Source organism: Serratia sp. 1D1416, from assembly GCF_003641105.1.
Taxonomy (GTDB): Bacteria; Pseudomonadota; Gammaproteobacteria; order Enterobacterales; family Enterobacteriaceae; genus Serratia; species Serratia ficaria.
In genome coordinates this window covers 5,491,186-5,512,983 of sequence record NZ_CP032738.1, presented here as the reverse complement: position 1 = coordinate 5,512,983, position 21,798 = coordinate 5,491,186, and the positions used below count along the sequence as shown (strand labels likewise).

Here is a 21,798-nt window from a genome sequence, read left to right as displayed (position 1 = left end):
GGAGTCTCCGATGGTGGTATACCCCGTTAAGCACAGCCCGCTGCTGCGCCAACCCGAACGTTTCATCTCCCGCGAACAGCTGCAGCGGCGCATCGCCGATCTGGTGGATAACCTGGTCAACATCACCGATGACAGCGGCGAGTTTCTCTTGCGGCTGGACGACGGCAGGGTGATCGACACCAAGGGCTGGGCCGGCTGGGAATGGACGCATGGCATCGGCCTGTACGGCATTTATCAGCAGTACCGGCAGACCGGCGACGCCGGGCTGCGGGCGATCGTCGATGACTGGTTCAGCGCGCGCCTGGCGGAGGGCACGCCGACCAAAAACGTCAACACCGTCTGTCCGTTTCTGACGCTGGCCTATCGCTATGAGGAAACCGGGGACCCGCGCTGGTTGCCCTATCTGGAGAGCTGGGCCGAATGGGTGATGCACGACATGCCGCGTACCCAGGACGGCGGCATCCAGCACGTGACGCTGGCGGAAGAGAATCACCAGCAGCTGTGGGACGACACGCTGATGATGAGCGTGCTGCCGCTGGCGAAAATCGGCCGCCTGCTGAACCGTCCCGCGTATCTGGAAGAGGCCAAATACCAGTTTCTGGTGCATGCGCAGCATTTGCAGGATCGGGAGAGCGGGCTGTGGTTCCACGGCTGGACCTTCGAGGAGCGGCACAATTTCGCCAGGGCGCGCTGGGCGCGCGGCAACAGTTGGCTGACCATGGTGATCCCCGAACTGCTCGAGCTGCTGGATCTGCCCGAGCGCGACGCCACGCGGCGCTTCATGCAGCAGTTGCTGGCAAACCAGGCGGCGGCGTTGGCGCGCTGCCAGGATGACAGCGGTTTATGGCACACCTTGCTGGACGATCCGCATTCTTATCTGGAGGCTTCGGCGACGGCCGGATTCGCCTATGGCATTCTCAAGGCGGTGCGCAAGCGTTACCTCGGCGGCGAGTATGCGGCGATGGCGGAGCGGGCGGTACGGGGGGTGATTGAACGCATTACGCCGCAGGGGGAGTTGACCGACGTGTCTTTCGGCACCGCCATGGGGCGCGAGCTGGCGTATTATCGCCAGATCCCGCTGACCTCGATGCCTTACGGCCAGGCGATGGCGATCCTGTGCCTGGTAGAGTATTCGCGCATTTACTTATGACACCGTCAATAAAAAAGCGCCCCTGGGGGCGCTTTGGCTTGCCGTTCGATACCGCTCAGAAGCGGTAGTTGAAGTTGGCGCCGTACAGCCAGGCCTTGCCTTCGGACTCGAAGGTGTACGGGCCTTCCTTGACGGTGACTTTCTGGCCGTGCATGTAAGAAATGCCCACGTCAACCGATGCGTCCTTGTTGAACGCGTAGGTGGTACCGGCGCTCAGCCACAGGCGGTCCTGATCCGGAATGGAGATGGAGCGGTTTTGAGCCGGCACCGGGCTGTCGTCGAAGGCGATACCGGTGCGGAAGGTCCAGTTATCGTCATAGAAGTAGGTGGTGCCCAGCGCGATGCGGTAAGCGTCCTTGAAGCCTTCGTGCTTCTCAAACAGCGTCTGGCCGTTGCTGCCGGTGGCCTTCAGCTCCTGAAACTGGCTCCAGCTGGTGTAGGCCAGGCTGTAGTGGATAGCCCACTGCGGCGCCACCTTGTTGTAACCGGACAGTTCCCACATTTCCGGCAGGTTCAGGGTCAGAGAACCCGGAATAGTGCTGCCGTTGGTGCCCCATGGCAGGCCGTTGGCGGCCAGGATTGGGTTGAATGCCGAGGGCAGGCTGCTTTTGTAATCGCCGTCGAAGTCGATTTTCACTTCGGAACGGTAGGTGAAGCCGTAGCGGTTGTTTTCATCCACTTCGTACAGGATGCCGGCGTTCCAGCCGAAGCCCCATTCGTCACCTTTCAAATGAGAGATCTGGGTATCCGCCGGGATTTGAGATACCGGGCCGGCCAGCTGCGGCGGCAATTGACCTGAGCCGGCGAGCAGTTTCGGCAATTCACCGGCATAGCGTTCAAGTTTGGCTTTTGCGTAAACCGCGTCAAAGCCCAGACCGAAGCTGAAGTGCTGGTTCAGGCGGTAGGCGCCGCTCAGGTTCAGGTTCACGGTGGTCAGATCGGTTTTACCGCCGTAAGCGCCTGCGGTATAACCGTCGTTGAATTCAGTGGCCAGGCCATAGTTGCTGGTGACCGAGCCGCCAACCGCGAACTGGTCGTTAATCGGATGCACATAATGCAGGTTCGGCACCCAGGCCACCGGGGCGATGTTCTTGGAATTCAGGCTGGCGCCGGAGGGGGATTTGCCGGTGATGTCCACGTCCGGATCGATAAATACCGCGCCGATCGAGAATTCCGGGCGGGTGTACATCATCAATAGGGCCGGGTTGCGGCTGGCGGATGCCGCGGTGTCTGCGATGGCGCCTTCGCCAGAATACGAACGTCCTAAGCCAGCTGATGAAAACTCATTCAGCTGGAATCCTGCGGCAGACACGTTTGAAGAAATAATTGCCACTGCAGCTGCGAGAGCTGATTTAGTAAATAGGTTTTTCTGGCTCATGACCAAAACCTCATTATGTGTTTATTATTTAAACTATTGTTACACGTGGTAACAAGGAGCGCGGGATTGTAGGGTCCGTTATCATTCAGACAAATCAGACCAGTGGCTGAATTATAGGTCCGACCTGTGAATATGTTGCAACTTTGTTTTTGAAATATTTCCAATCTGATATCAAAAAAGAGATCTGCTTAACAAAAAGCCAACGGTAAATAACAAAATTCTTACCATTGCTTAGCAGACGCCGATTTTTATTTGTGATTTCCATCACTTAAAACACCTATAAAAAGTAAGTGCTAGTGATTGATTGCGCGGCGGAGTAAAATACCCGCAGAATTTTGTGGCTTTATGCCGGTCAGTCAATGGCAGTTCGGGCCCGTTTGCCAGTGGCCCCTGAGGAGAACCAACCATGTCAGATGCAATTAATAAATGCAGCGCCCAGGAAACCGCAGCTTGCTGCTGCGTGGATGTCGGCACCGTGATGGACAACACCGATTGCACCGCGTCCTACAGCCAGGTGTTTGGCAATCAACAGGATGCGCAGGCCATGCTGGCCGCGCTGACGGCCAAGGCGCGCGCGGTGGAATCCGACCCTTGCGACATCAGCAGCAGCATTAAACCGGTTGACGGCGGCGTACGGCTGGCGGCCGATTTTACCTTCGCCTGCCAGGCGGAAACGCTGATTTTCCAGCTCGGTTTGCGTTAACCCTACCTTGCACTGCGGCGCGCTATTCATCGCGCCGCGTTTCCCGCCGATAGAAAGTTGCTCCTGCTCTCAGTTTTGACCTCTGGCGGTTTGCCAAATGTAACCATTTAGTTAACAATGACCCCATCAGGTCAGACCTCTTTCTGCCCGTTGCGCGACGTTATTTTCTTCAGGAGCGTTTATGAGTAAGGCACTGCCGTTGGTGACCCGTCACGGTGACCGTATCGCGATTGTAAATGGACTGCGTACCCCCTTTGCCAAACAGGCGACCGCCTATCACGGCATTCCGGCGGTGGATCTGGGAAAAATGGCGGTAAGCGAACTGTTGGCCCGCAGCGGCATTGACCCGGCGCTGATCGAGCAACTGGTGTTCGGCCAGGTGGTGCAAATGCCGGAGGCGCCGAACATCGCGCGTGAAATCGTGCTCGGCACCGGCATGAGCGTGCATACCGACGCCTACAGCGTATCGCGCGCCTGCGCCACCAGTTTCCAGGCCATCGCCAACGTGGCGGAAAGCATCATGGCCGGCAGCGTCGGCATCGGCATCGCCGGCGGCGCCGATTCGTCCTCGGTGCTGCCGATCGGCGTCAGCAAAGCGCTGGCGCGCACCCTGGTGGATGTCAATAAGGCGCGCACCCTGTCGCAACGCCTCAAATTGTTCGGCCGATTGAAATTCCGCGATCTGATGCCGGTGCCGCCGGCGGTGGCGGAATACTCCACCGGCCTGCGCATGGGCGACACCGCCGAGCAAATGGCGAAAAGCCACGGCATCACCCGGGAAGAACAGGACGCGCTGGCGCACCGTTCCCATCAGCTGGCGGCCAAGGCCTGGGAGCAGGGCTGGCTGCGGGACGAGGTCATGACCGCCTACGTGCCGCCGTACCGGGCGCAAATCGCCGAAGACAACAATGTCCGCAAAGATTCCAGCCTGGCCTCCTACGCCAGGCTGAAACCGGCGTTCGATCGCAAACACGGCAGCGTGACCGCGGCCAACAGCACGCCGTTGACCGACGGCGCGGCGGCGGTGCTGATGATGAGCGAGTCGCGCGCCAAAGAGCTGGGCCTGCAGCCGCTGGGTTATCTGCGCAGCTTCGCCTTCGCCGCCATCGACGTGTGGGAAGACATGCTGCTCGGCCCGTCCTACGCCACGCCGCTGGCGCTGGATCGCGCCGGCATCGGCCTGGCCGATCTGACGTTGATCGACATGCACGAGGCCTTCGCCGCGCAGACCCTGGCCAACCTGAAAATGTTCGCCAGCGATGAGTTCGCCCGGCAAAAACTGGGGCGCAGCCAGGCGATCGGCGCGGTGGACATGGATAAATTCAACGTATTGGGCGGCTCGATCGCTTACGGCCACCCGTTTGCCGCCACCGGCGCGCGCATGATCACCCAGACGCTGCACGAGCTGAAACGCCGCGGCGGCGGGCTGGGCCTGGCTACCGCCTGCGCAGCCGGAGGGTTAGGGGCCGCAATGATCGTGGAGGTGGAATAATGAGCTTCGAAAACGCATTGCACGAACAGCGGGCCAAACCTTCGGCTTTTCAGTTGACGCTGCGTCCGGACAATATCGGCGTGATCACCATCGACGTGCCGGGCGAAAAGGTCAATACGCTGAAGGCCGAGTTCGTCGAACAGGTGAATGACGTGCTGCTCAAGGCGCAGCAACATCCGGCGTTGGAAGGGCTGGTGATTATCTCCGGCAAGCCGGATTCGTTTATCGCCGGCGCCGACATTACCATGATTGCCGCCTGCGCCAGCGCCAAAGAGGCCGAAACGCTGGCGAAGAAGGGGCAAAGCACCCTGGCGCAGATCGCCGCTTTCCCGGTGCCGGTAGTGGCGGCGATCCACGGCGCCTGCCTGGGGGGCGGGCTGGAGCTGGCGTTGGCCTGCCACAGCCGGGTGTGTTCGCTGGATGATAAAACCGCGCTCGGGCTGCCGGAAGTGCAGCTGGGGCTCTTGCCGGGCTCCGGCGGCACCCAGCGTTTACCGCGCCTGATTGGCGCCGGCAAGGCGCTGGACATGATCCTGACCGGCCGGCACATCCGCGCGCGGCAGGCGTTGCGCATGGGGTTGGTGGACGACGCCGTGCCGCAGTCGATTTTATTGCAGACCGCCATCGAGCGGGTGAAATTGGGCTGGCAAAGCGCGCGCGCGCTGCCGTGGCAGGAGCGTTTGCTCAATGGGCCGCTGGGCAGGAGCTTGCTGTTCAGCATCGTCCGTAAAAAAACCTTGGCGAAAACCCACGGCAATTATCCGGCGGCGGAGCGCATCATTCAGGTGGTGCGCACCGGGCTGGATCAGGGCAGCGCCAGCGGTTACGAAGCCGAGGCGCGCGCCTTCGGCGAGCTGGCGATGACGCCGCAGTCGGCGGCTTTGCGCAGCCTGTTCTTCGCCTCCACCGCGCTGAAGAAAGAGCGGGGCGGCAATGCGCAGCCGCACGCGCTGCATCGCGTCGGCATTCTGGGCGGCGGCCTGATGGGCGGCGGCATCGCCTGCGTGACCGCCACGCGCGGCGGCTTGCCGGTGCGGATTAAAGACGTCAACGAAAGCGGCATCAACCACGCGCTCAAGTACAGCTGGGAGGCGCTCGGCAAGCGGGTGCGCACTAAGCGCATGCGCCCGGCGGAGCGGCAAAAGCAGATGATGCTGATCTCCGGCTCCAGCGACTACACCGGCTTCGAGCAGGCGGACATCGTGGTAGAGGCGGTGTTTGAAGATCTGGCGCTGAAGCAGCAGATGGTTGCTGAAATCGAACGGCACGCCGCGCCGCATACCGTCTTCGCCTCCAACACCTCGTCGCTGCCGATCGGCCAAATCGCCGCCCAGGCGCAGCGGCCGCAGCAGGTGATCGGCCTGCACTATTTCAGCCCGGTCGATAAAATGCCGCTGGTGGAGGTGATCCCGCATGCCGGCACCAGCGAAGAAACCATCGCCACCACCGTGGCGTTGGCGCACAAACAGGGCAAGACGGCGATTGTGGTGGCCGACCGCGCCGGTTTTTACGTCAATCGCATTCTGGCGCCCTATATTAATGAAGCGGCGCGCTGCCTGCTGGAAGGTGAGCCGATCGAGTCGCTGGACAAGGCGTTGGTGGACTTCGGTTTCCCGGTGGGGCCGATCACCCTGCTGGACGAGGTCGGCATCGACGTCGGCACCAAGATAATCCCGGTGCTGGTGGCGGCGTTGGGCGAGCGCTTCGCCGCGCCCGCCGCCTTCGACGCGGTGCTGAAAGACGGGCGCAAGGGGCGCAAGAACGGCCGCGGTTTCTATTTGTACCCGAGCGAAGGCCAGCAACGCCAGCGGCGCAAACGCGCCGACACGTCGTTATACCTCCTGCTGGGCATCACGCCGAAATCGCACCTGCAGCCGGCGACCATCGCCCAACGCTGCGTGATGATGATGCTGAACGAGGCGGCGCGCTGCCTGGACGAAGGCGTGATCCGCAGCGCGCGCGATGGCGACATCGGGGCGGTGTTCGGCATCGGTTTCCCGCCGTTCCTCGGCGGCCCGTTCCGTTATATGGATGAACTCGGGGCCGAGAAAGTGGTGAAAACGCTGGAATACCTGCAGCAGCAATACGGCGAGCACTTTGCGCCCTGCGACAGGCTGCAGCGCATGGCGCGCCAGGGCGAGCGTTTTTACCCGCAGGGGCGCTGACGCAGGGCGGCCCGATTTGCACTATAGTTGCAGCAGGGCCGCATTGTGATCGCCATCACTCCTTGCAAAGCCTGCAATCCCGGCCCCTGTACAGGGAGATAGGGGAGGGGTAAGTTAGGCCGATGGCGGCAAAAGACTGACCGCCATCAATAAATTTCATGGTCAAACGGTTAAAATTTAACCCGTTGAATTGCTTGTTATGTGAGCAGTTGATTCACATCCGGACGCGGTTGATGTAAAAAACAGCGTTTTCTTTACGTGAACTTTCAGGCAAAATGCCCGGCCGCCATAGAGAGACGGCGCGTTATCGTTTCAAGGCTTCGGCTTTGGGGTTGTAAAACTCGGCGGTACAGCACGCTCGGCGTTTCTGTATAGCGTTATTTTGTCAACAACAGCGGTGCAATATGCAAGTTTTGATTATGCGTCACGGAGAGGCGGCACTCGATGCGGCCAGCGATGCGGTAAGGCCTCTTACCCTCTGCGGTCGTGATGAGTCTCGTCAGATGGCGGCCTGGTTGAACACCAAGTCTGTGGATATCGAACGCGTGCTGGTCAGCCCCTATCTGCGGGCCGAACAGACGCTGGCGACGGTGCGTGAAGCCCTGACGCTGCCGGAGGGCGAAGAAGTGCTGCCCGAGCTGACGCCCGGCGGGGACGCCGGACGCGTCGGCAGCTACCTGCAAGCGCTGGCGCTGCAGGGGGTTAGCTCGGTGCTGATCGTCTCTCACTTGCCGCTGGTGGGTTATCTGGTGGCCGAACTGTGCCCGGGCGAATGCCCGCCGATGTTCGCCACTTCCGCCATCGCCAATGTCGATCTGGCGGCCGACGGCAGCTACGGCAAGTTCGAATGGCAGGTGAGTCCGTCGCAGGTGATGGCCAAGGTCTGAACTGCCGCTGACGGTACCGATAAAAAGGGCGATGTCTGACATCGCCCTTGGTCGTTTTTGCGGGTTACTCCGCCAGCTCGACCAGCAGCAGGATGGCCGCGTTGCCGCCCCATTCCTTCGGCGCCTGGTGAAACGCCAGTACGTCGGGGTGCTGCGCCAGCCACAGCGGCGTTTGCTGCTTGAGAATGTGTTTGCCGTGGCCGTGCATCACGCAGGCGCAGTGCACGTGTTCGCGCTTGCAGGCGGCGATCAGCGCCCCCAGCTCCTGCTTGGCCTGCATTTGGGTCAGGCCGTGCAAATCGAGAAACAGATCCGGCGAATAGTCGCCGCGGCGCAGTTTTTTCAGCTCGAACGGGCTGTAACCCGGGCGCACATAGCGCGTCGGGCCTTCCTCTTCCAGCTGCGGCTGATACTCATCAGAGAAATAATAGCTCGCGTCGACCTGCTCCTGCAGCAGACGCTGCGGCGCCACCTGTTTTATCTTCGGCTTGGGCGGGCGGTGGACGATGGTGTCCTGTCGCAGTTTTTTCGCGCCCGCAACCGACTCTCTGAAGAGCTGCAGTTCATCTTTGCTCAGAGGGTGCTTGTTCTTCATTCTTCATTCACCGGAAATCATGTATCGCGCTAGTTTACCTTGTGAACGAGCGCTGTCGACGCAAAACTCGGGCCAGAATGAAAAGCGCAAGGGGTTAGCGTGATTTGTCGCGGGCTTCATGGCAAACTATGCGGCTAAATCATGAATCACAGTGCCTGCCGGAGGGCAAATTGGACAAAATTTTCGTCGACGAAGCAGTGAACGAGCTGCACACCATTCAGGATATGCTGCGCTGGGCGGTGAGCCGCTTCAACGCCGCCAATATCTACTATGGTCACGGAACCGATAATCCGTGGGACGAAGCGGTGCAATTGGTGCTGCCAAGCCTGTTCCTGCCGTTGGATATTCCAGAGGACATGCACACCGCACGTTTGACCTCCAGCGAACGCCACCGCATCGTTGAGCGCGTGATCCGCCGCGTCAACGAGCGTATCCCGGTCGCCTACCTGACCAACAAGGCCTGGTTCTGCGGCATGGAGTTCTACGTGGACGAACGCGTGTTGGTGCCGCGCTCGCCGATTGGCGAGCTGATCAACGATCGCTTCAGCGCGCTGATCCCGCACCCGCCGCGCCATATTCTCGACATGTGCACCGGCAGCGGCTGCATCGCCATCGCCTGCGGCTACGCCTTCCCGGAGGCGGAAGTGGACGCGGTGGATATCTCCAGCGAAGTGCTGGCGGTAACCGAGCGCAACATTCAGGCGCACGGCGTCGAACACCAGGTGATCCCGATCCGCTCCGACCTGTTCCGCGACGTTCCCGCGATCCAGTACGATCTGATCGTCACCAACCCGCCGTATGTGGACGCGGAAGACATGTCCGATCTGCCGCAGGAGTTCCGCTTTGAACCGGAGCTGGGCCTGGCGGCGGGCAGCGACGGCCTGAAGCTGGTGCGCCGCATCCTGGCCTGCGCGCCGGATTACCTCAGCGACGACGGCGTGCTGATTTGTGAAGTGGGCAACAGCATGGTACATCTGATGGAACAATATCCGGATGTTCCGTTCACCTGGCTGGAGTTCGACAACGGCGGCGACGGCGTATTCATGCTGACCAAACAGCAACTGATTGATTGCAAGGCGCACTTCAGCATCTACCGCAGCTAAGCATAATGACGGGCCCGCCACGCCGGGCCCCATAACGATAATGACTAACGGTAAGGAGCCGTGATGGCAGGAAACAGTATTGGGCAGATTTTCCGCGTCACCACTTTTGGTGAATCTCACGGGGTAGCCCTGGGTTGTATCGTCGACGGCGTACCGCCCGGCATCCCGCTCACCGAAGCCGATTTGCAGCACGATCTGGACCGCCGCCGTCCGGGCACCTCTCGTTACACCACCCAGCGTCGCGAACCGGATCAGGTGCGCATTCTCTCCGGCGTCTTCGAGGGCGTGACCACCGGCACCAGCATCGGGCTGATGATCGAAAATACCGACCAGCGCTCGCAGGATTACAGCGCCATCAAGGACGTGTTCCGTCCGGGGCACGCCGACTACACCTACGAGCAGAAATACGGCCTGCGCGACTACCGCGGCGGCGGCCGCTCTTCGGCGCGCGAAACCGCGATGCGCGTGGCGGCCGGGGCGATCGCCAAGAAGTATCTGCAGCAGAAGTTCGGCGTGCAGGTGCGCGGTTATCTGGCGCAGATCGGCGACGTGACCTGCGAATTGAAAGACTGGGATCAGGTCGAACAAAACCCGTTCTTCTGCCCGGATCCGGACAAGCTGGCGGCGCTGGACGAACTGATGCGCGCGCTGAAGAAAGAGGGCGATTCGATCGGCGCCAAGGTCAGCGTGATTGCCGAAAACGTGCCGGTCGGCCTGGGCGAACCGGTATTTGACCGCCTGGACGCCGATCTGGCGCATGCGCTGATGAGCATCAACGCGGTCAAAGGCGTAGAAATCGGCGACGGCTTTGGCGTGGTGACCAAGCGCGGCAGCGAAAACCGCGATGAAATCACCCCGGAAGGCTTCCAGAGCAACCATGCGGGCGGCATCCTCGGCGGCATCAGCAGCGGCCAGCCGGTGATCGCGCATCTGGCGCTCAAGCCGACCTCCAGCATTATGGTGCCGGGCCGCACCATCAATCGTCAGGGCGAGGCGGTGGAGATGGTGACCCGCGGTCGTCACGACCCTTGCGTGGGGATCCGCGCGGTGCCGATCGCCGAAGCGATGATGGCGATTGTGCTGATGGATCACCTGCTGCGCCAGCGGGCGCAAAACGGTGATGTGGCTTCCGACGTTCCGCGCTGGTAATAACCATGAAAAACTGGATGTTGGGCCTGGTTGCCCTGATGGCGTCAGGCTCCGCCATGGCGTTGACGCCGTGGCAGAAGATAGACCACCCGGTGGGCGGGGCGTCGCAGGCGGTGGGCGGCTTCGCCAACGGCTGCATTATCGGCGCCCAGCCGCTGCCGCTGAATTCGCCGGATTATCAGGTGATGCGCACCGATCAGCGCCGCTATTTCGGCCACCCGGACCTGCTGGCGTTCATTCAGCGCCTCAGCAGCAAGGCGAACCAGAAAGCGCTGGGCACCGTGCTGATCGGCGACATGGCGATGCCGGCCGGCGGGCGCTTCAGCAGCGGCCACGCCAGCCATCAGTCAGGGCTGGATGTCGACATCTGGCTGCAGCTGCCGCGCCAGCGCTGGAGCGCGCAGCAGCTGCTGAAACCGCAGCCGATCGATCTGGTGTCGAGCGACGGCAAGCAGGTGGTGGCGCGCCAGTGGCAGCCGCAGATCGGATCCTTAATCAAACTGGCGGCGCAGGACGTTGAGGTGACGCGCATCTTCGTCAACCCGGCGATCAAGCAGCGTCTGTGCCTGGACGCCGGCGCCGACCGCGACTGGCTGCACAAGGTGCGCCCATGGTTCGGCCACCGCGCGCACATGCACGTGCGCCTGCGTTGCCCGGCCGGCAGCCTGGAGTGCAAAGAGCAGGATCCGCCGCCGCCGGGCGACGGCTGCGGCGCGGAGCTGGCGAGCTGGTTCGTGCCGCATCAACCGAGCGCCAAACCGGGTAAACCGGTGCCGCCGCCGTTACCGCCTATCTGTCAGGCATTGCTGGATAATCACTTCGCAGCGGAATAATAAATGGACTGGTTAGTCGTTGGCCCCGAGATGCTCGGGGTTTTGTTTGCCGTGGCGCTGCTGGCGGGGTTCATCGACTCCATCGCCGGCGGCGGCGGGTTGCTGACGGTACCGGCGCTGCTGGCGGTAGGGGTTCCCCCGGCGCAGGCGCTGGCGACCAACAAGCTGCAATCGGTAGGCGGTTCTTTCTCCGCCAGCCTGTACTTTATTCGCCGCGGCGCGGTAAACCTCAAAGAACAGAAGCTGACCATTCTGCTGACGCTGATTGGCTCGATCATCGGGGCGATCCTGGTGCAGCACATGCGCGCCGATCTGCTGCGGCAGATGCTGCCGCTGCTGGTGATTGGCATCGGCCTGTATTTCCTGCTGATGCCGCGGCTGGGTGAGGAAGATCGCCAGCGTCGCCTGAGCGCCTTGCCCTTCGGTCTGGTGGCCGGCGGCTGCGTTGGCTTCTACGACGGTTTCTTCGGCCCCGGCGCCGGTTCTTTCTATGCGTTGGCCTACGTGACGCTGTGCGGTTTTAACCTCGCCAAGTCCACCGCGCACGCCAAGGTGCTGAACTTCACCTCCAACGTCGGCGGGCTGGCGCTGTTCATCATCGGCGGCAAGGTGGTGTGGAGCCTCGGCCTGGTGATGCTGGTGGGGCAGGTGTTGGGCGCGCGCCTGGGGGCGCACATGGTGTTGACCCGCGGCCAAAAGCTGATACGCCCGATGATCGTGATCGTTTCGCTGGTGATGAGCTGCAAGCTGCTGTACGACAATCACGGCGCCGAAATTCAGCAGTGGCTGGCGCTGCATATTTAGCATGCCAGGCGAGCATTAAAGTGGAATAATCACCGCTTTATTTTTGTGGTTATAGAGTTTTTTATTTATGTCAGACACGCAGACAACCCATCAATACGAACAGCTGATCGCTATTTTCAATCGGTGCTTCAGCGATGATTACAACACCCGGCTGGTCAGGGGCGACGATGAGCCGATCTACCTGCCGGCCGATGACGAGCTGCCGTACCACCGCATCGTTTTCGCCCACGGCTTTTACGCCAGCGGCCTGCATGAGATCTCGCACTGGTGCATCGCCGGCGAGGCGCGCCGCAAACGGGTGGACTTCGGTTACTGGTATTGCCCGGACGGGCGCGACGCGCAGACCCAGAGCGAGTTCGAAGCGGTGGAGGTCAAGCCGCAGGCGCTGGAGTGGATGTTCTGCGTGGCGGCCGGTTTTCCGTTCAACGTCAGCTGCGACAACCTGAACGGCGACTGCGAGCCGGATCGCGTCGCGTTCCAGCGCAAGGTGCGCGCCCGGGTGCTGCAGCTGCTGGAGCAGGGAATACCCACAAGGCCCGCGCGCTTTATTCAGGCGCTGCAATCGTTCTACAATACGCCACCGTTGGCGGCCGAGCATTTTCCCTACCCGGAAGATCTCAACTGACGCCACTGCTTGTTATTTTATGAGGAAATTTGATGATCGCAGAATTCGAAGCGCGCATTCTGGCGCTGATTGATGACATGGTAGAGCACGCCAGCGATGATGAACTGTTTGCCGGTGGCTACCTGCGCGGTCATCTGACGCTGGCGGTCGCCGAGGCGGAAGAGCAGGGCGAGCACACCGCCGAAGCGCTGAAGACGCGGGTTGAAAGCAGCCTGAACAAGGCGATTACCGCCGGTGAGCTGTCGCCGCCGGACCAGGCGCTGGTGCGCGGCATGTGGGAAAACCTGTACCAGACGGCGCTGCCGACCGCCTGACGCTCTTTTCGGGGCGCGTTTCTCGCGCCCCGTTATCTCGCTTAAACCGCACGCCCCTTCAACAGCTTGCGCACCCACATTCGGTTGGGATTCAACGCCGCCAGCATCTTCGCATCGCCCGGCAGGGGTTCGCCGAACAGCTGCGCCGCCAGAATTTCCGCCGCCAGCGGCGCCGAACATAGCCCGCGCGATCCCAACCCGCCGATAACGAACAGGCCCGGGTACGCCGGCGCTTCGGCAACGGCTTCGCCGCGCTGATTTTGCCGCTGCAGGTTTTGGTACTGCGCCAGCGTGGCCTGATAGTCCGGCAGCGCGCCGACCATCGGCAGGTGGTCGCGGGTGGCGCTGCGCACGCCGCAGCGCGCCTGCCGGGCGCTGACGTCCACCTGCTGCGGCCACTCCTGCTCCGGCAGGCAGCGCAGCAGGCGCGCGCGGTTATCCTGCTGTTCTTCTTCACGGTAGTCGGTGTCGGTATCGCCGCGCTGGTAGCTGGCGCCGATGCAGTGCTGGCCGTTGTCGGCGTTCACCGGCGTCAGATAACCGTCGTAGCACAGCACCTGTTTCAGTGGGCTCAGGGCCGGCGTAGTGGGGATGTGCGAAACCTGGCCGCGCACCGCATACAGCGGCAGAGCCTCCGTCGGCGCCAGGTCGGCCAGGCGATGGCCGTTGGCCAGGATCACCGTCGCATGCCGCGCGCTTTCGCCGTTGGCGAAGTCGACCCGCCAGCCGGCGTCTTGGCGGCTCAGCGCCCGCGCGTCGAATTCATACCGGCAGGTCATGCCCAGCTTGCGCGCCAGCTCGATGGCGCTGCGGGTCAGTTCGGCCGGGCACAGCCAGCCGCCCAGCGGGTAGGTAATGCCGCCGAAGCCGCTGTCGACGCCGCACAGTTCGCTGAGCGCCGGGCGGTCGACCGCCATCGCCAGCGCCGCCGGCCGTTCCACCTTCAATATATTGGCAATCTTGGCGGCGCTTTTGTCGTCATAGGCCAGCTGGCTGACGCCGCACCATTGATGGGCGAAGCTCACGCCCTGGCGCAGCAAAGCGTCGTACTGGCGACGCGCGAAGGGAAAGGCGGCGCTGAAGAAGCTCTCCAGCGCATCGCCGCTGCCGTTAAGCAGCGGGTAAAGCGCCCCCTGGCGGTTGCCGGAGGCGCCGGCGGCCGGCTGCGCATCCGCACAGTACAGCGTGACGCGGGCGCCGCGTCGCAGCAGGGCCAGCGCGGCGAGGGCGCTGGCGACGCCGCCACCGATGATGGCGATATCGGCGGTATTTTCCGCCGCCGGCCGATGGAACCAGGGGGCGGGATGCGGCGCGGCGGGCGCATCGGCCGGCAGTTCACCGGCGAGCATCTCGCGCTTCTGGCCGAAGCCTTTGCAGCGGTTTACCTGAAATCCCGCCTGCTGCAGCCCGCGCCGTACAAAGCCGGCGGCGGTGAAGGTGGCGAAGCTGCCTTGCGGGCGGGCGAAGCGCGCCATGGCGGCAAACAGCCGTTCGGTCCACATATCGGGATTTTTGGAAGGCGCAAAGCCGTCGAGGAACCAGGCGTCGATCTGGTTATCCATACTGGCGTCGAAATGCGGCAGCAGTTCGTTGACGTCGCCGAACCACAGATCGAGGGTAATGCGGCCTTCGGCCAGCAGCAGGCGGTGGCAACCCGGCAGCGGCAGCGGCCACTGGGCGCGCAGCTCCTCGGCGTAGGGCGCCAGCTCCGGCCAGCGCGCATGCGCCGCCGCCAGATCGGCCTGCTGCAGCGGGAATTTTTCGAAGCTGATAAAGTGCAGGCGCTGCAGCCGGGCCGCCGGCTGCGCCTGGCGAAAGGCGGCAAAGGCCTGCCACAGGGTTAAAAAGTTGAGCCCGGTGCCGAAGCCGGTCTCCGCCACCACGAACAGCGGGCGAGGGTGAGCGGCAAAGCGCTGCGGCAGCCGATTGCCGCCGAGAAACACGTAACGGGTTTCTTCCAGCCCATCCTGATTGGAAAAATAGACGTCATCAAACTGTTTCGAAACAGGTGTACCCTGTTCATTCCAGGTTAGCGTTGCGGTTTGGATGGGGGCATGGCTCACGGTCGGTAGCTCGTAACTCAAGGGATGACGCGAATTCTAACGGCGCTGGCGCCGTGGCGCAAACTGGATAAGAATAAAGCTGAAAAACGCTGATCGGACTTGTTCGGCGTACATCTGTACGCTAAAGTGCGAGGCAAAATCCCGTAGGTAAATAGTGGAAGAGGTATTGAATGAAACGTGCAGTGATTACTGGCCTGGGAATCGTCTCCAGCATTGGTAATAACCAGCAGGAGGTCCTGGCGAGCCTGCAGGAAGGTCGTTCTGGGATCACTTTCTCCCAGGAGCTGAAAGATTCCGGCATGCGTAGTCACGTATGGGGCGATGTTAAACTGGACACTACCGGTCTGATCGACCGTAAAGTGATGCGCTTCATGAGCGACGCGTCCGTTTATGCCTATCTTTCCATGGAAGAAGCTATCAAGGATTCCGGCCTGGCCGCGGATCAGGTGTCCAACGATCGTACCGGCCTGGTGGTCGGTTCCGGCGGCGGTTCGCCACGCAACCAGGTTGCCGGCTCCGACGGCATGCGCGCCAAAGGCCTGCGCGGCGTTGGCCCGTACATGGTGACCAAGGCCATGGCCTCCGGCGTTTCCGCCTGCCTGGCGACCCCGTTCAAAATCCGCGGCGTCAACTACTCCATCAGCTCCGCCTGCGCCACCTCCGCACACTGCATCGGCCACGCGGTCGAGCTGATCCAACTGGGCAAGCAGGACGTGGTGTTCGCCGGCGGCGGCGAAGAGCTGTGCTGGGAAATGGCCTGCGAGTTCGATGCGATGGGCGCGCTGTCCACCAGCTACAACGACACGCCGGAAAAAGCCTCCCGTACCTATGACTCCGCGCGTGACGGTTTCGTCATCGCCGGCGGCGGCGGCATGGTGGTGGTTGAAGAACTGGAACACGCTCTGGCGCGCGGCGCGCATATCTATGCGGAAATCATCGGTTACGGCGCGACTTCCGACGGCGCCGACATGGTGGCTCCATCGGGTGAAGGCGCGGTGCGCTGCATGAAGATGGCGCTGCAGGGCGTCGACACCCCAATCGACTACATGAACGTGCACGGCACCTCCACGCCGGTTGGCGACGTGAAGGAATTGGGCGCCATTCGTGAAGTCTTTGGCGACAACACCCCGGCCATCTCGTCCACCAAGGCGATGACCGGTCACTCTCTGGGCGCCGCCGGCGTGCAGGAAGCGATCTACAGCCTGCTGATGGTCGAGCACGGTTTTATCGCGCCAAGCATCAACATCGATAACCTCGACGAACAGGCCGCGGGCATGAACATCGTGACACAGCCGACTAAACGCGAGCTGAACACCGTGATGTCCAACAGCTTCGGCTTCGGCGGCACCAACGCCACCCTGGTGATGCGCAAGCTGCAGAAGTAATCCGTTTTATCGGTTGGACAAGCCCGCCCCCGAGCGGGCTTTTTATTGCCCGCCGTTCCGCCGCTCGGAGTTTTCCCAAATAACATCCTTTGACACATCATTACCTCGTCATTACAGGGTTTGCGCATACAATAGCCAGGTAGCGAAACCGTCGCGCGGCGTAGCGTTTCAACGTAATCGTACATAGAGGCAAGAAGTATGAAAAAGTTAATTGCGGTTGGGTTACTGTCGGCCGTGCTGGCCGGATGCGCCACCGATTCTCCCTGCGTCCCGGTCTATGACGATCAGGGGCGTTTGGTGCACACCAACACCTGCATGAAAGGCACCACGCAGGATAACTGGGAAACCGCAGGCGCCATCGCCGGCGGCGCGGCGGCGGTTGCCGGCCTGACGCTCGGCATCATTGCGTTGACCAAGTAATCTTTCGTCATCCGTAACGGATGACATGAGAAAAAGCCCGGCATCGCTGCCGGGCTTTTTTTATATCACTGCAGTAAAAACGCCTTGAACTGCGGCGTCATTACCGCGCTGAACCCCTCGTCGGTTTTGCTGATCAGATACACCGCCAACCCTTTCTCTTCCGCCAGCTTGAGCGCCTTTTCGCTGCCCAGCACCATCAGCCCGGTGTCCCAGCCGTCCGCCTCCAGCGCGGTGGGGGCGATCACCGTGGCGGACACCAGCCGGTGATCAATCGGCCGGCCGGTGGTCGGATCGATCACGTGCGAATAGCGATGGCCGTCCTGCTCGAAATAGTTGCGGTAGCTGCCGGCGGTGCTGATGCCATAGCCTTGCAGATCGACCAGCGCCTGCACCGCATTCTCGCGGTCGGTCGGCTTCTGGATCGCCACGCGCCAGGGTTTGCCCTGGCCGTTAACGCCGCGGGAAGAGACGGCGCCCCCGACCGACACCAGATAGTTGGTAATGCCGTTGCGCGCCATCAGCCGCACCAGCTCATCGGCGCCATAGCCTTCGCCCAGCGTCGAAAGGTCGACGTACATGTTCGGCAGGTCTTTCTGCAGCCATTCGCCCCGGCTGTCGCTCAACAGTTTCAGATGCTGCAGACCGACGTTCTGTTTCGCCGCGTCGATCTGCCGCGCATCCGGCGCTTTGACCACCCGTTTGTCCGGGCCAAAGCCCCACAGGTTCACCAGCGGGCCGACGGTAATGTCCATGGCGCCGCCGGTATCGCGGCCGATGCGCTGAGCCATCAGGATGATGTCCGCCATGCCGCGCGGGATAGGCTGCGGATCGGCGCTGCGGGACTGGTTAAAGCGCGACAGCACCGAATCGGCGCGATAGGTGGAGATGTCGTCGTTGGCCCGTTCGAGCACCGCATCGATCTGCCGCCGCAGCTGCTGCGGGCTGATGGCGATGTCTCCGCTGACCTTAACGCTGTAAAAGGTGCCCATGGTTTTGCCGTCGATATCGATCTGGCGGGATTGCGGGTCATTGCAGGCGGCAAGCAGGCTGAACAATGCGCTCAGCAGCAGCCCTTTGGCGAAAGCCTTAGCCATAAAATATCCTTTGAAGCCGTCAAAGGCGCTACAAATAAAGTAAAGCGCGGCAAATTGAAAGCGGATAACGCTAAAATAGCATTTTGCTGGCGTTAAAGCCGCGCCTGAGCTAACGTCAGGCTCTTCATTTCCGCTTAGGTTGCAAGCTGCCAACATGAGTTCAACCGCCGTCGCCCGGCTTATCCGGCCCTTTCTCCGCGATCGTTTTTTGCATGTTTTACTGTTGGCGGGCGCGGCGATGTTCGCCTTGCATCCGCAGACGTTGCCTGAGCTGGCCGGGTTCATCGACGGCCGCACCCTCATTACCCTGTTGGGGCTGATGCTGCTGACCAAGGGCGTCGAGGTCAGCGGCTATTTCGATTTTATCGGCCGTAAAATTATCACCGGTTTGCGCAGCGAACGGCGGCTGGCGCTGTTTTTGGTGTTTTCCGCCGCGCTGCTGTCGTCGTTTCTCACCAACGATGTGGCGCTGTTTATCGTGATCCCGCTGACCATCACGCTGAAAAAGCTGTCGGCGCTGCCGGTTGGCCGCTTGATCGTCTTTCAGGCGCTGGCGGTGAATGCCGGCTCGCTGCTGACGCCGATCGGCAACCCGCAGAACATCTTGCTGTGGAGCCGCTCGTCGCTGTCTTTTCTCGGCTTTATCGGCCAGATGGCGCCGTTCGGCGCCGCGATGATGCTCAGCCTGTTGGCGTTGGCCTGGCTGTGCTTCCCGGCGCGCGCGATGGCGAAAGCGCCGCATACCGAGGGATATCCCTATCGGCGGCCGTTGCTGCTGAGCTGCGTGGCGCTGTATGCGATTTTCCTGCTGTGCCTCGATTTCAATCTGGCGCTCTATGGGCTGCTGGCGGTGTTCGCCGGCTTTCTGCTGCTGGCGCGGCGAGTGCTGCTGCAGATTGACTGGAGCCTGATCTTCGTATTTATCGCCATGTTCATCGACGTCGGCCTGTTTACCCGGTTGCCGGCGGTTCAGCCCGGCTTCGCCGCCATTTCCACGCTGGGCGACGGCGGGATTTACGCGCTGGGCATCGGGCTATCGCAGCTCATCAGCAACGTGCCGGCCACCATTCTGCTGCTTAACACCCTGCCTTCCAACGCGCTGCTGGCCTACGCGGTCAACGCCGGCGGTTTTGGGCTGGCGATAGGATCGATGGCCAACCTGATCGCGTTGCGCATGTCGGGCGAGCGCAAGATCTGGCTGACCTTCCATTATTACTCGCTGCCGCTGCTGGCCTGGAGCGCCCTGGCCGGTTGGCTGTTGCTGTAAAAGGCCGGCCTGCGCCTAGCCGCGCGCCGCCAGCAGGCAGATGCTGCGCGTGACCTGATACGATTTTACGAAGGCGCTGACGGGCAGAAACTCGAAGCGCGAGTGGAAGTTGTGCGCGCCGGTAAAGTAGTTGGGCGTCACCAATCCGCGGCTGGACAGGGCCGCGCCGTCGGTGCCGCCGCGCATCGGGATCACCTTGGGCGGAATGCCGTGGGCGGCGAGCGCGCCGAAAATCAGCTCGATGGCGCGGCGGTCCTCGCCGAGCGAATTGCTGATGTTGCCGTAAATATCGGTGACGCTGCAGCTGACCTTGGCGCGCGGATAGTGGGCCGCCACCTGGCGCACCACCTCTTCGAGGCGCGCTTTGCGCGCGTTGAACGCCGCCAGGTCGAAATCCCTGATCGACACCTTCAGCGTGGCCTGGTTGGCGTTGGCGGTCAGTTCGTTGAACCAGAAATAGCCCTCGCGGCCTTCGGTATGCTCCGGCGTGTCTTGCGCGTCGAACTGGTTGATGATGTCGGTGGCGACGCGTATCGGGTTAATCAGCACGTTTTTCGCCGACATCGGGTGGGCGGTCACGCCCTCGATGCGGATCTCCGCCGCCGCCGCATTGAAGTTTTCATACACCACTTCGCCCAGCTCGCAGCAGTCGATGGTGTAAGCGAAGTCGACGTCAAAACGTTTCAAGTCCAGCGCCTTGGCGCCGCGCAGGCCGATTTCTTCGTCCGGCACGAACGCCACCAGAATATCGCCGTGGCGATCGGCGGCGCTCAGGTTGGCCAGCAGGGTCATCACCACGGTGACCGCGGCCTTGTTGTCGGCGCCGAGCACGCTGGTGCCGTCGCTGAAAATAATGTCTTCATCCCGGTAGGCGAGGATCTCCGGATGCTCTGCGGTGCGCAGCCAGATGTCCCGTTCGGCATTGAGACAGAGATCCTGGCCGCTAAAGCGCAGGCGCTGCGGATGAATGTCCGGCGCCAGGCCGACGTCGACGGTGTCGATATGGGTGATAAACCCGATGCGCGGGGCGCCGGGCTGGGTGCCGGGCTTGCGGGCGGTGACGGTGGCGTGCTCATCGATCTGCACGTTTTCCAGCCCGAGCAGGCGCAGCTCGTCCGCCAGCAGCTGCGCCATCTCGTGTTGGCCGGGCGTGCTGGGCAGGGTGGCGGCGGATGCGTCGCTCTGGCTGGTTACCGCCAGATAACGGAAGAAACGTTCGGTAAGCTGTTCGGCAATCGGGCTGGTCATCAGGGTTCCTCGACGTGGGCAATCCATCGGTTTTAAAACTAAATCAGCCGATTGTCCAATCGTACAATGCGTTAACCGCCGGAATGCGAGGCGTCGCGCAGAATCAAAAAATAGCGGCGCAACGAGGAAAGCGTAGCGGGTTTCTGCGGCAGAATCGTGGTTAGCAGGGGGCCGGGGAGCGCCCGCCATACCCCATCCAAACGTCAAGGAGAGTCCATGAATACCGGTCATGCTTTACTTATCACTTTGTTATCTTTGGGAATGTCACACAGCGCCTGGTCGTCCACCGACGGCGGCCATGCCAACGGCAACGCCAACAGCCGCGAGGTGGCCAGCGCCCTCGGCGGGTTGAAGAACAAAACCTATGCGCTGGAGCAGGCGCCGAAGATCCGCGTCGCCAGCTTTAATATCGCCGCCGGCAAAGTCGGCGACATGAGCGCCATCGCCAGGGCGATCCGCGCGATGAACGTTGACGTGGTGGCGCTGCAGGAGGTGGACAAGCTGACCGGCCGCAGCGGCAAGGTCGATCAGGCGGCGGAGCTGGCGAAGCTGACCGGCATGCAGGTGGTGTTCGGCCGGGCGATCGACTTTGACGGCGGCGAGTACGGCCTGGCGTTTCTGTCGAAATATCCGCTGCATGACAGCGCCGTTTATCCGCTGCCGTCCGGCCAGCGCGAGCAGCGCATCGCCTTCAGCGTGCAGGTCGACGTACCGGAGTTTCCGGCGCCTATCACCCTGATCAACACCCACCTGGACACCAGGGAAGATCCGGCGATGCGCCTGGAGCAGGTGCGCGAGCTGAACGATCGCACCATCGAAATGCGCGGCATCAAGCTGTTGTTCGGCGACATGAACGACGTGCCGGGCAGCGTGACCTGGACGGAGCTGAGCCGTTACTGGAACGACATCATGCCCGGCGCGCAGGATGGGCGCAGCTGGCCGGCGGAAAACGCCGAAATCAAGGTGGACTACATCTTCAGCGGCAATGCGCAGCGCTGGCATCTGGACAGCCTGACGGTGCCGAACGCCAGCGGCGACTGGAACGGCGTTCACTGGCCGGCGCTCAGCGACCATCTGCCGCTGGTGGCCGAGCTGCGGTTGACCGAGCAGTGATGTAGCCTGG

General features: G+C 62.0%; 20 protein-coding genes. 15 read left to right on the top strand and 5 right to left on the bottom strand.

The genetic code is table 11. The features are described from left to right. Positions 1–10: 10 nt before the first annotated feature. Complete coding sequence (locus D7I37_RS26730) at positions 11–1,150, top strand: glycoside hydrolase family 105 protein (protein WP_061795734.1); 1,140 nt, start codon at positions 11–13, stop codon at positions 1,148–1,150. A gap of 55 nt (positions 1,151–1,205) precedes the next feature. Here D7I37_RS26730 and fadL read toward each other — a convergent pair whose 3' ends face one another. Continuing rightward, complete coding sequence (gene fadL, locus D7I37_RS26725; RefSeq protein ID WP_061795735.1) at positions 1,206–2,528, bottom strand: long-chain fatty acid transporter FadL; 1,323 nt, start codon at positions 2,526–2,528, stop codon at positions 1,206–1,208. A gap of 406 nt (positions 2,529–2,934) precedes the next feature. Between fadL and D7I37_RS26720 the strand changes: the two genes are divergently transcribed. The 4 genes from D7I37_RS26720 (at position 2,935) to sixA (ending at position 7,775) form a co-directional block, all read left to right on the top strand. Continuing rightward, positions 2,935–3,231 carry a YfcZ/YiiS family protein gene (locus D7I37_RS26720; RefSeq protein ID WP_073970247.1) on the top strand — a complete coding sequence of 99 codons (297 nt, stop codon included), beginning with the start codon at positions 2,935–2,937 and terminating at the stop codon, positions 3,229–3,231. 181 nt (positions 3,232–3,412) lie between these two features. After that, complete coding sequence (gene fadI / locus D7I37_RS26715) at positions 3,413–4,723, top strand: acetyl-CoA C-acyltransferase FadI (RefSeq protein WP_061795736.1); 1,311 nt, start codon at positions 3,413–3,415, stop codon at positions 4,721–4,723. Beyond that, a complete protein-coding gene (gene fadJ / locus D7I37_RS26710; RefSeq protein ID WP_061795737.1) occupies positions 4,723–6,888 on the top strand; it encodes a fatty acid oxidation complex subunit alpha FadJ in 2,166 nt (721 codons plus the stop codon). Before fadI ends, fadJ begins: the two co-directional genes overlap by 1 nt. A gap of 404 nt (positions 6,889–7,292) precedes the next feature. After that, entirely contained in the window at positions 7,293–7,775 is a 483-nt protein-coding gene (gene sixA, locus D7I37_RS26705; RefSeq protein ID WP_061795738.1) for a phosphohistidine phosphatase SixA, read from the top strand. Positions 7,776–7,839: 64 nt separating this feature from the next. On the opposite strand, the gene smrB is transcribed toward sixA, so the two are convergent. After that, positions 7,840–8,370 (bottom strand): endonuclease SmrB, encoded by a 531-nt coding sequence (gene smrB, locus D7I37_RS26700; protein ID WP_061795739.1) that lies wholly within the window; start codon positions 8,368–8,370, stop codon positions 7,840–7,842. A gap of 170 nt (positions 8,371–8,540) precedes the next feature. Between smrB and prmB the strand changes: the two genes are divergently transcribed. The 6 genes from prmB to D7I37_RS26670 all read left to right on the top strand — a co-directional run bounded on the left by prmB (position 8,541) and on the right by D7I37_RS26670 (position 13,198). Beyond that, positions 8,541–9,473, top strand: coding sequence for a 50S ribosomal protein L3 N(5)-glutamine methyltransferase (gene prmB, locus D7I37_RS26695; protein ID WP_061795964.1), 933 nt, complete (start codon positions 8,541–8,543; stop codon positions 9,471–9,473). A 63-nt stretch (positions 9,474–9,536) separates the two neighbouring features. Further along, entirely contained in the window at positions 9,537–10,622 is a 1,086-nt protein-coding gene (gene aroC / locus D7I37_RS26690) for a chorismate synthase (RefSeq protein WP_061795740.1), read from the top strand. A 5-nt stretch (positions 10,623–10,627) separates the two neighbouring features. Beyond that, positions 10,628–11,455: a penicillin-insensitive murein endopeptidase gene (mepA, locus tag D7I37_RS26685; RefSeq protein ID WP_129544723.1), complete on the top strand. Its 828-nt coding sequence runs from the start codon at positions 10,628–10,630 to the stop codon at positions 11,453–11,455. 3 nt (positions 11,456–11,458) lie between these two features. After that, a complete protein-coding gene (locus tag D7I37_RS26680) occupies positions 11,459–12,259 on the top strand; it encodes a sulfite exporter TauE/SafE family protein (protein WP_061795742.1) in 801 nt (266 codons plus the stop codon). Between the two features lie 67 nt (positions 12,260–12,326). Further along, positions 12,327–12,884, top strand: a complete 558-nt coding sequence (locus D7I37_RS26675; RefSeq protein WP_061795743.1) for an elongation factor P hydroxylase — start codon at positions 12,327–12,329, stop codon at positions 12,882–12,884. Positions 12,885–12,916: 32 nt separating this feature from the next. Continuing rightward, the gene (locus D7I37_RS26670) at positions 12,917–13,198 is read left to right on the top strand and encodes a YfcL family protein (RefSeq protein ID WP_095098581.1); all 282 of its coding nucleotides are present in this window, start codon (positions 12,917–12,919) and stop codon (positions 13,196–13,198) included. A 41-nt stretch (positions 13,199–13,239) separates the two neighbouring features. On the opposite strand, the gene mnmC is transcribed toward D7I37_RS26670, so the two are convergent. After that, the gene (gene mnmC / locus D7I37_RS26665; RefSeq protein WP_061795745.1) at positions 13,240–15,261 is read right to left on the bottom strand and encodes a bifunctional tRNA (5-methylaminomethyl-2-thiouridine)(34)-methyltransferase MnmD/FAD-dependent 5-carboxymethylaminomethyl-2-thiouridine(34) oxidoreductase MnmC; all 2,022 of its coding nucleotides are present in this window, start codon (positions 15,259–15,261) and stop codon (positions 13,240–13,242) included. Positions 15,262–15,431: 170 nt separating this feature from the next. Between mnmC and fabB the strand changes: the two genes are divergently transcribed. Together fabB and D7I37_RS26655 are read left to right on the top strand one after the other, a co-directional pair. Next, positions 15,432–16,646, top strand: a complete 1,215-nt coding sequence (fabB, locus tag D7I37_RS26660; RefSeq protein WP_061795746.1) for a beta-ketoacyl-ACP synthase I — start codon at positions 15,432–15,434, stop codon at positions 16,644–16,646. 198 nt (positions 16,647–16,844) lie between these two features. Further along, positions 16,845–17,066, top strand: coding sequence for a hypothetical protein (locus D7I37_RS26655; protein WP_004936201.1), 222 nt, complete (start codon positions 16,845–16,847; stop codon positions 17,064–17,066). Between the two features lie 65 nt (positions 17,067–17,131). Here D7I37_RS26655 and apbE read toward each other — a convergent pair whose 3' ends face one another. Continuing rightward, entirely contained in the window at positions 17,132–18,160 is a 1,029-nt protein-coding gene (gene apbE, locus D7I37_RS26650) for an FAD:protein FMN transferase ApbE (RefSeq protein ID WP_061795747.1), read from the bottom strand. A gap of 154 nt (positions 18,161–18,314) precedes the next feature. On the opposite strand from apbE, the gene D7I37_RS26645 reads away from it, so the two are divergent. Then, the gene (locus D7I37_RS26645; RefSeq protein WP_061795748.1) at positions 18,315–19,427 is read left to right on the top strand and encodes an SLC13 family permease; all 1,113 of its coding nucleotides are present in this window, start codon (positions 18,315–18,317) and stop codon (positions 19,425–19,427) included. 15 nt (positions 19,428–19,442) lie between these two features. Here the strand turns inward: D7I37_RS26645 and pepT are convergent, their stop codons facing one another. Further along, complete coding sequence (gene pepT, locus D7I37_RS26640) at positions 19,443–20,675, bottom strand: peptidase T (RefSeq protein ID WP_129544722.1); 1,233 nt, start codon at positions 20,673–20,675, stop codon at positions 19,443–19,445. 216 nt (positions 20,676–20,891) lie between these two features. Here pepT and D7I37_RS26635 point away from each other — a divergent pair, with 216 nt between their 5' ends. Then, positions 20,892–21,788: an endonuclease/exonuclease/phosphatase family protein gene (locus D7I37_RS26635; RefSeq protein ID WP_129544721.1), complete on the top strand. Its 897-nt coding sequence runs from the start codon at positions 20,892–20,894 to the stop codon at positions 21,786–21,788. Positions 21,789–21,798 lie beyond the last annotated feature (10 nt).

What these genes read in the sequence shown, in the direction of transcription:
- D7I37_RS26730 (WP_061795734.1), top strand. Translation starts at nt 11, where the DNA reads ATGGTGGTATACCCCGTTAAGCACAGCCCGCTGCTGCGCCAACCCGAA.
- fadL (WP_061795735.1), bottom strand. Translation starts at nt 2,528, where the DNA reads ATGAGCCAGAAAAACCTATTTACTAAATCAGCTCTCGCAGCTGCAGTG.
- D7I37_RS26720 (WP_073970247.1), top strand. Translation starts at nt 2,935, where the DNA reads ATGTCAGATGCAATTAATAAATGCAGCGCCCAGGAAACCGCAGCTTGC.
- fadI (WP_061795736.1), top strand. Translation starts at nt 3,413, where the DNA reads ATGAGTAAGGCACTGCCGTTGGTGACCCGTCACGGTGACCGTATCGCG.
- fadJ (WP_061795737.1), top strand. Translation starts at nt 4,723, where the DNA reads ATGAGCTTCGAAAACGCATTGCACGAACAGCGGGCCAAACCTTCGGCT.
- sixA (WP_061795738.1), top strand. Translation starts at nt 7,293, where the DNA reads ATGCAAGTTTTGATTATGCGTCACGGAGAGGCGGCACTCGATGCGGCC.
- smrB (WP_061795739.1), bottom strand. Translation starts at nt 8,370, where the DNA reads ATGAAGAACAAGCACCCTCTGAGCAAAGATGAACTGCAGCTCTTCAGA.
- aroC (WP_061795740.1), top strand. Translation starts at nt 9,537, where the DNA reads ATGGCAGGAAACAGTATTGGGCAGATTTTCCGCGTCACCACTTTTGGT.
- mepA (WP_129544723.1), top strand. Translation starts at nt 10,628, where the DNA reads ATGAAAAACTGGATGTTGGGCCTGGTTGCCCTGATGGCGTCAGGCTCC.
- D7I37_RS26680 (WP_061795742.1), top strand. Translation starts at nt 11,459, where the DNA reads ATGGACTGGTTAGTCGTTGGCCCCGAGATGCTCGGGGTTTTGTTTGCC.
- D7I37_RS26675 (WP_061795743.1), top strand. Translation starts at nt 12,327, where the DNA reads ATGTCAGACACGCAGACAACCCATCAATACGAACAGCTGATCGCTATT.
- D7I37_RS26670 (WP_095098581.1), top strand. Translation starts at nt 12,917, where the DNA reads ATGATCGCAGAATTCGAAGCGCGCATTCTGGCGCTGATTGATGACATG.
- fabB (WP_061795746.1), top strand. Translation starts at nt 15,432, where the DNA reads ATGAAACGTGCAGTGATTACTGGCCTGGGAATCGTCTCCAGCATTGGT.
- D7I37_RS26655 (WP_004936201.1), top strand. Translation starts at nt 16,845, where the DNA reads ATGAAAAAGTTAATTGCGGTTGGGTTACTGTCGGCCGTGCTGGCCGGA.
- apbE (WP_061795747.1), bottom strand. Translation starts at nt 18,160, where the DNA reads ATGGCTAAGGCTTTCGCCAAAGGGCTGCTGCTGAGCGCATTGTTCAGC.
- D7I37_RS26645 (WP_061795748.1), top strand. Translation starts at nt 18,315, where the DNA reads ATGAGTTCAACCGCCGTCGCCCGGCTTATCCGGCCCTTTCTCCGCGAT.
- pepT (WP_129544722.1), bottom strand. Translation starts at nt 20,675, where the DNA reads ATGACCAGCCCGATTGCCGAACAGCTTACCGAACGTTTCTTCCGTTAT.
- D7I37_RS26635 (WP_129544721.1), top strand. Translation starts at nt 20,892, where the DNA reads ATGAATACCGGTCATGCTTTACTTATCACTTTGTTATCTTTGGGAATG.